The organism is bacterium (assembly GCA_024228115.1).
In the GTDB taxonomy this organism is placed as follows: Bacteria; Myxococcota_A; UBA9160; order UBA9160; family UBA6930.
Map to the genome: position 1 here is coordinate 1 of JAAETT010000378.1, position 6,268 is coordinate 6,268.

The following is a 6,268-nucleotide window of genomic DNA, read 5'->3' on the forward strand; positions in this document are numbered from 1 at the left end:
GAGCTGGCGATCCCGAGAGAAGGCCACCTTGAAAAACACACCCACAAAGGGCTAATCACACCACACCTGTCTTGGGCGGCTCCCTATGGCCGCTTTTCAGACGTTCACGTATGGCCGGTTTTGAGGTGTTCACCGAGGCCTCCAAATGCCATGCGATCGTGGCCGCGGTCAAGCACTGAACCCCGTGGCTGGAAAGAAGCGCTCGACTGCTGAGCTCCGTGGGCCTCATCCCCTCACTGTGATTTCCGCGTGATCTGGACAACGCTTTGTGATCTCAGCTCGAACTCTCGACCATGATAGGCCAGTCGTTTGATACGAACGGGCCTGGGAAGACCCGGGCAGACGAATGAAGTAGTGGTTTCGTCCATTTCGAGGCCTCTTATGATCTCTACGCTCTGGTGTTTGACGGCCTTGGGACGGCACCCCTTGTCTTTGTACAAACCTGCGAAATACCCTATAGGAGTTCCCAGCGTCATGTAGTGGAAGTCCTCGTGTAATTTCGTGTACACCGCTACCCGACGGAGTTTCGTGTCAAAGGCCCGGGCGCACTCCCCCCCCGTTGTCGCCACATCATACGAGAATAGGTCGTAGAGCCCGTAGACCGGCCGCGATTCCGTCCACGCCACTACTTTCTCCACGAACTCGTTGCATTGTTTGGTGCTCAAGTTCGCTGGGGGCGTGTAGCATTCCAAGCCCGAATAGTGAGAGGCGATGATGCAATTGTCCATACCAAGCAAGAGCGCGTTGGCCGGCAATTCACCTTTCAGGCCACCGAAATATTGCTGCTGTGAGTTGAACATCGCTCGATAGCTCAACGCCGGATACGCATCCGTCAGGTTGAGCATCACGAGGATGCCTATGAAGACTCGCAAAGCCCACGTACTGCCGTTGAGTGCCAAGGAATATCGCGATTCGCTGACCCACCGAAGAGCGTCGAAACACAGTCCGAGAATCGTGGGCAGCAGGAAGAACGATGCCCACACGAAATGCCGTTCGCGGACTGCCGTGTTGGTGGCAATCAGAAAATAGCTCCCAACACCAATTGCAAGCCACAGGAGCGGGAGTGCTCGGCGGCGGCGAATCAGGACAACGACTGCCGGCACCAGAGCCAGGTGAAGAATCCGCATCCAACCGACCGATTGGGACCAGGTCAAAAAACCAAAGCGCTGGATCGAAGAGGAAAAGGGTGCCGGTTTCCCGAGGCCAACTAACGCACCTAGCCTTCCCATGTACTCTACGTGGTCCGATTCCAATACCCACATCGTCGCACCCATGGCACTAATGCCGAGAGCAACCCGACAGAACATTGGAATCATGGATGCCTTTTCAGGTCGGGATTGCAGAGTGGTATCACGTGATTGGACCCAAGTAGCGGCTACAAGAAATACCGGAAAGAGCGCGAGCGGAAGCTCCTTGGTGAGAGCCGCGACACCTCCAAAGATGCTGGCGACAAGAGTCCAGAGGTACGACCGGCGTTTCATCAAACACAGAACAGCCAGAGCCAGCATCGTCAGGGAGTTGAAGTCCTCCTTCAGATGCGTCACGGTGATAATGGTTGCGGGTATCGTAGCCATCGCGAGGCAACTCCAGAACGCAACCTCGCGTCCGTAGAGTCCGCGTACCAGGAAATTGAATGCGGCAAGGAGAGCCGTGAACATTGCCACGTTCGTGACCCTGAGACCTCCGTCTCCGAACAACCAGACAGGCAAGACATAGAACCACGCATTGACCATGCGAGCCGGAATGAACTGCTCGTAGTGACCTACAGAAATGAGTTCACGAGCGCCCTTCAGATACTCGATCGAGTCGTAGTGGTACGGAGTTCGAAGACTGAAGACGTAGAAGTAGCAGCTGAAGAGCACACACAATGCGATGATCTCAAAGTATGGCCAGACCTTGATCCAAACCGCCAACCGTGCAGCCAATTCCTTGTTTGGCAACAATAGTCCGGGGGGGCGGGTGTCGAGCGGCGTCATGTCGCGACGCTAGCTCCAATTTTCATTGAAGGCGAGAGAGAGACCTACCTATTTCATGATAGTTATAGATGAGCCACGCGAACTGCACTCGTCCGACGCCCGGCTGTTCGGATCGAGTTGGCCAGCAACAGTGCCAACTCCGCCCACGGCCTCATCCACACCAAGGCTTCCTTAACAACTCAACGAGCGGGGACGAAGTTTACAATCGAGTTGTCAAGGGAAAGCCACTCCGTGCCGCCGTCGGAGTAGCGGAGGCCCAGGCTGGGGGTGCCGGCTTCGATGGTCACGCGGGTGAGGCTCGGTTCGTTGGCTTCGTCGAGGATCTTGTGAAGGCTTGCCGCGTCCCGTTGGGGTTGGGCGGCTGCGGCTTTCTCGATGCGGCGAGCGCGATCGCCTCCGAACGGCGCGACCAACAAGCCGTCATTCGGAAACAGCACATGTCGCTCGTCGCCAAGAACATGGATGGCCGCACTCGCACCCTTCGCGTCGGCCAACACGAGGGTTGCGGGGCCGGCTGCAGGGCGTCTCCCGCACCATTCGAGGGCCGCTTCCAGGGCGTCGAAACGTTGCAGGCAATCCTGCGCGAGCAGGAGCGCCGGGGCGGCACTGGTTCGCCTTCCCTCGAGATGTCGCGCTGCCGATCCCCAACTCGCCGAGACCGCCAGTCCGTGCTCATTCACACCGACCAGCGCCGGGACGATGCCGGGCAATGCCAGCTCGATCGAACGGAAGTCGCCCTCTCCGGGCTCGCTGCGTCGCACGATCAGATCGGTTGGCGGATGGGCGATCGCCCGGACCAGACAGGCCGGGGCCCCGACCGCCGCAATCGTCGCGCCGCTCTCCGTTTCGGCATGCCGCGCGAGCAGGCTCCAGAGCACTCGCTCGCTCGCTCCGGAACCCCGCGCCATGCCGATCGTGCGCTCGAACAGGTGAGGGAAGTATCGGCGCATGTCCCGGCCCAGGCAAATCTCGGGCTCCTGGGGATCCGGCAGTAGCCGATCGATGAAGCTCGGACGCGGCAGCTTGCGCCTGGCCGTACCGATCGCGTGCCGGGCGAACGCGCCCTGATCGTGGCCGAGATCGCGAGGCGCGCCCTGGCATGAAACCGCCGGCGGGCGGCTCACGAGCGAATGCTCGCCGGTAGGACCTCGTTCAAGGCGCCGGTCCGGTAGCCCTCGAGATCGAGGGAAATGAAACGGAAGCCCAGGGGCTTGAGCGACGCGACGATCGCACGGGCCATCTCCGGATCGAGCGCCCGCGGAAGCTCCGCCGGATCGATCTCCACCCGCGCAACCAGGCCGTGATGACGAAGCCTGAGCTGCCGAAAGCCGAGGGCCCGCAGCCGCTCCTCGCCCTCCTCCACCTGCTTCAAGCGCTCCGGCGTCACCTTCGTCCCGTAGGGAAGCCTGGAAGCCAGACAAGCGGAAGCGGGAAGATCCGCCGTAGGCAGCCCGGCCTCGCGGGAGAGCGCCCGGATCTCCGCCTTCGAAAGCTCGACATCGAGAAACGGGGAGAGCACGCCATGCTCGTCCGCCGCACGATGCCCCGGGCGGAAGTCGCCCTGGTCATCGGTGTTGACGCCGTAGGCGACCGCCGCGAAGCCATCCTCGTCGCGCATCCGGCCCAGCGCCTCGAACAGCTCGGTCTTGCAGAAGTAACAGCGATCCGGCCGGTTGGCGCGGTAGTCCTCGCTATCCATCTCGTGGGTATCGATGTAGCGATGCGGGATGTCGAAGGCCGCCACTACTTCGTCAGCGATCTTCCGATGGCTCTCGGGATAGGAGGGTGAGACCGCGGTCACCGCCAGCGCCCCCTCGCCGAGCGCCCGCTTCGCGGCCAGGGCCAGATAGCTCGAATCCACGCCGCCGGAAAAGGCCACGAGAACGCGGCCCGCGGCCCGAAGGCGCTCTTCGAGTTCGGCCTCTTTCTGCTTCAGTTCCGGGGGGATGGACACCCCGGCAGAGTAGGAGGGGCCAGCCCGGGCGGTCAAGCTATGCTCGCCTGCCGGGGGTAGGAATGGCCAAGATCCGCGTCGGCATCGTCTATGGCGGGCGCTCCGTCGAGCACGAGGTATCGATCGCCTCGGCCACGTCCATCCTTCAGGCCCTCGATCCCTCCCGCTACGACGTCCAGCTCATCGCCATCTCCAAGCAGGGACGTTGGCACCTGGGCGGGCCGGACCTCCTGCCCGAAGCCGTGCTGGAGGAGGAGGAGGTCACACTCCCGGCGATTCCGGGCCAGCGCACCCTGGTTTCGGTCGAGGATGGCGCGACGGCGGCGGAACTCGATGTCGTCCTGCCCATCGTGCATGGAACCGGTGGGGAAGATGGCACGCTCCAGGGCTTCCTCGAGTTGGCCGGTGTGCCCTATGTCGGTGCGGGTGTGCTCGGTTCTGCAATTCAGATGGACAAGGATGTCGCCAAGCGGCTGTTGGCGGCGGCGGGCCTTCCCGTCGTCCCGGGCGTTTGCGTCCGCGCCCACGAGATCGCTGGACGCCTCGAAGATGCCAGCCGCGCGTTGATCCAGGAACTCGGCCTCCCACTCTTCGTCAAGCCCGTCAACCTGGGATCCTCGGTCGGGATCTCGAAGGTCGAGAGCGCGGAGCAGCTGCCCCCCGCACTTGAAGAAGCCGCCCACTACGATGAGAAGATCCTCGTCGAGATCGGCGTCGACGCCCGGGAAGTCGAGGTGGCCGTACTCGGCAACGATGAGCCGGAAGCCTCGGTGCCCGGCGAGATCGTCCCGCACGCAGATTTCTACGACTACGAATCGAAGTACGTCGATGAAGCCACCGAACTCCGGGTTCCCGCACCTCTCTCCGACGCGTTGACCGCTCGGCTCCAGGCCCTCGCCCTCGATGCCTTCCGGGTACTCGAGGGACGCGGTATGGCGCGCGTGGACTTCTTCATCGACAAGCAGACGGACGAAATCTGGCTGAACGAAGTCAACAGCCTGCCTGGCTTTACCGATGTCTCGATGGTGCCGAAGCTCTGGCAGGCCTCAGGGCTCGCCTACCCCGCGCTCCTCGACCGGCTCATCGAGCTCGCGCTCGAGCATTCCCACCGCAAGCAAGGCCTGGAACGAAGCTACAAACGAGGTTAGGCGATGAAGATCCTTGGGCTCGACCACGTCGTCGTCCGCGTGCAGGATCTCGAGGCTTCACTCCGTTTCTACTGCGGCGCCCTCGGCTGCAGCGAGGAGCGCCGATCCGACGCATTGGGGCTGGTCCAGCTTCGGGCCGGCAGCGCGTTGATCGATCTAGTGCCCCTGGATTCGCCCCTGGGCCGCGCGGGTGGCGCAGCTCCCGACCCGGGAGCACCGAACGTCGACCACTTCGCCTTGCGTATCGAAAGCTTCGACGAAGCGGCTCTCGCGGCCCACCTCCGCAGCCACGGCATCGAACCCGGCGACGTCGGCGAACGCTACGGCGCTGAGGGAAACGGTCCCTCGATGTACATCCGCGACCCGGATGGGAACGCGGTCGAGCTGAAGGGCCCTACTTCCTCGCGCGAATCGAGTACATGAACGGAAGCCGCGGTTTGCCTTCGGGCATGCGGTAGATGCGCCGGATCCCATCCTCCTCTCTTTCGAGGAAAGGGAAGCGTCCGAAGGCCGAGAACTCGTGCTCCCGGAAGAGCTCGATCCGAAGCCCGACGTCGAGCAATGCCGTGATCACCGCGCTCGTCGGATGGATCCATTCATGGGAATCCGTGTGATCCGTTCGTTCGCCGGTTTCCGTATAGGTGAGTCCGTCATCGAAGCAGTAGCCCTCGGCCCGACCGAAGTAGTCGTACTCGATCTCGAAGGAGTCGTCGGCCATCATGTCGGTCACCGGATGGAACTCGTTCAAGTAGAGAAAACCACCGGGCCGCAACAACGCGTGAACCACCTTCGCCCAGCGGCCAATATCCGGCAGCCAATTGAGTGCGCCGCGGCCCGTGTAGACGACATCGTAGGTCTGACCCAATGCTTCGACGGCGTCGTAGACATTCGCAACGACGAATCGCGAAGGGATCTCGATCTCGGCAGCCAGCTTCTGCGCAGCAGCGATCCCCGCTTCCGAGATATCGAGGCCCGTAACCCGGGCTCCGCGCCGAGCGCAGGCCAGGGTATCCATGCCGAAATGGCATTGGAGATGCACGAGATCAAGGCCCTCTAGCCCGAATAATTCATGAAGAAGTCGCGTTCCTGAATTGAAGAAGGCCCCAGTTGCGGTAGAAACGTGTTGCGACACGCGTTTCCCCTCAACAAGGGCCCCTTCATGAAGCCGGATACTACCGCACAGACTGTCA

The 6,268-nt window shown here is 62.0% G+C and carries 6 protein-coding genes; 2 read left to right on the forward strand and 4 right to left on the reverse strand.

The window, feature by feature from the left end; genetic code table 11:
* Positions 1-233: 233 nt before the first annotated feature.
* The 3 genes from GY937_16720 to larE all read right to left on the reverse strand — a co-directional run bounded on the left by GY937_16720 (position 234) and on the right by larE (position 3,930).
* Entirely contained in the window at positions 234-1,976 is a 1,743-nt protein-coding gene (locus tag GY937_16720; GenBank protein MCP5058348.1) for a glycosyltransferase family 39 protein, read from the reverse strand.
* Between the two features lie 179 nt (positions 1,977-2,155).
* The gene (locus GY937_16725) at positions 2,156-3,100 is read right to left on the reverse strand and encodes a hypothetical protein (protein ID MCP5058349.1); all 945 of its coding nucleotides are present in this window, start codon (positions 3,098-3,100) and stop codon (positions 2,156-2,158) included.
* The gene (gene larE, locus GY937_16730; protein ID MCP5058350.1) at positions 3,097-3,930 is read right to left on the reverse strand and encodes an ATP-dependent sacrificial sulfur transferase LarE; all 834 of its coding nucleotides are present in this window, start codon (positions 3,928-3,930) and stop codon (positions 3,097-3,099) included. Before larE ends, GY937_16725 begins: the two co-directional genes overlap by 4 nt.
* A 62-nt stretch (positions 3,931-3,992) precedes the next feature.
* Between larE and GY937_16735 the strand changes: the two genes are divergently transcribed.
* A complete protein-coding gene (locus GY937_16735; protein MCP5058351.1) occupies positions 3,993-5,078 on the forward strand; it encodes a D-alanine--D-alanine ligase in 1,086 nt (361 codons plus the stop codon).
* A gap of 3 nt (positions 5,079-5,081) precedes the next feature.
* A complete protein-coding gene (locus GY937_16740) occupies positions 5,082-5,501 on the forward strand; it encodes a VOC family protein (GenBank protein MCP5058352.1) in 420 nt (139 codons plus the stop codon).
* Here the strand turns inward: GY937_16740 and GY937_16745 are convergent.
* Complete coding sequence (locus GY937_16745; GenBank protein MCP5058353.1) at positions 5,473-6,093, reverse strand: class I SAM-dependent methyltransferase; 621 nt, start codon at positions 6,091-6,093, stop codon at positions 5,473-5,475. The two genes, GY937_16740 and GY937_16745, sit on opposite strands and share 29 nt — an antisense overlap.
* Between the last annotated feature and the right edge of the window lie 175 nt (positions 6,094-6,268).

Coding starts and splice junctions, on each gene's coding strand:
- GY937_16720 (MCP5058348.1), bottom strand. CDS start 1,976: ATGACGCCGCTCGACACCCGCCCCCCCGGACTATTGTTGCCAAACAAG.
- GY937_16735 (MCP5058351.1), top strand. CDS start 3,993: ATGGCCAAGATCCGCGTCGGCATCGTCTATGGCGGGCGCTCCGTCGAG.
- GY937_16745 (MCP5058353.1), bottom strand. CDS start 6,093: ATGGATACCCTGGCCTGCGCTCGGCGCGGAGCCCGGGTTACGGGCCTC.
- GY937_16740 (MCP5058352.1), top strand. CDS start 5,082: ATGAAGATCCTTGGGCTCGACCACGTCGTCGTCCGCGTGCAGGATCTC.